This is a genomic window from Ferrovum sp. (genome assembly GCF_027317285.1).
In the GTDB taxonomy this organism is placed as follows: domain Bacteria; phylum Pseudomonadota; class Gammaproteobacteria; order Burkholderiales; family Ferrovaceae; genus Ferrovum.
This window is the reverse complement of record NZ_DAHVHV010000135.1, coordinates 1-835: the sequence shown is the minus strand read 5'-3', so window position 1 is coordinate 835 and position 835 is coordinate 1. Positions and strand designations below refer to the sequence as shown.

Here is an 835-nt window from a genome sequence, read left to right as displayed (position 1 = left end):
AAGGCGTCACCACAAGTGATCGTGGCGCTGGCATTGAAACTGGCCGCCAGGGACAGCATCCCGCAAAAAAGCGCCACCGGCATGCTGGCTTTGAAACGCAGTTGGCTCAATCGTTCTGTATGCATTTTTTGTCTCCTCTCCCCTTCGCAATCAACCACCGGTCCTGGAGAAGATTCTCCCCGGCATTTTCAGTTCCAGAAAACTGGCTGCCGAAATTAATGCAATATTCATGCCGTAAAATATTTATACTTTATAATCAACAGGTTAAAAATATTCCCCCCGGACAACGATCGGCGGATGTGTAAAATTTTCCGACAAATTTCGCCGTTCCATGAATGACGGGCTGGTTTCAAATCAATCGCGCGCCCTCACTCGGTACTGATCCACCAACTCTCCCACCGACACCCCGAGGGCCCCGGAAGGGCGGCGGGGTCCGCCGGCACCCTCCAAGCCGTCAACCGAACGGTCGTTCAGGGTTCGGTTGTACGGCACCTACAGGCTCCCAGTTACAGCCAGCCCCTGGCAGACAAAGGCTGAGGTCGGGGAGGATTCCACTGACTATTTGGTGACACTGATCGCTGTAACTACAGGGTTCATATCGTTTCCTTGTAGTGTAAAATTCACATGCTGTCCAACGGTAACGCCATTAAGCAACTCTGATTTTGCGACCTTGAAGGTCATGGTCATGGCAGGCCAATTCAATTCCTTTATGGGTTGGTGAGCAAGAGTGATCGTGCCTTTTTTGGTATCTACGCCCTTCACCGTGCCAATTCCATGTGCCATTTTTGAGGTCATCTCAGCGCCGTTTCCCATTGCACTTCCTTGCATGTGAGGC

General features: G+C 51.6%; 1 protein-coding gene. It reads right to left on the bottom strand.

What is annotated here, in order from left to right; translation table 11 throughout:
• Positions 1-558: 558 nt before the first annotated feature.
• A partial coding sequence (locus M6F29_RS11940) for a copper-binding protein (protein WP_298160206.1) occupies positions 559-835 on the bottom strand: 277 nt, incomplete at its 5' end.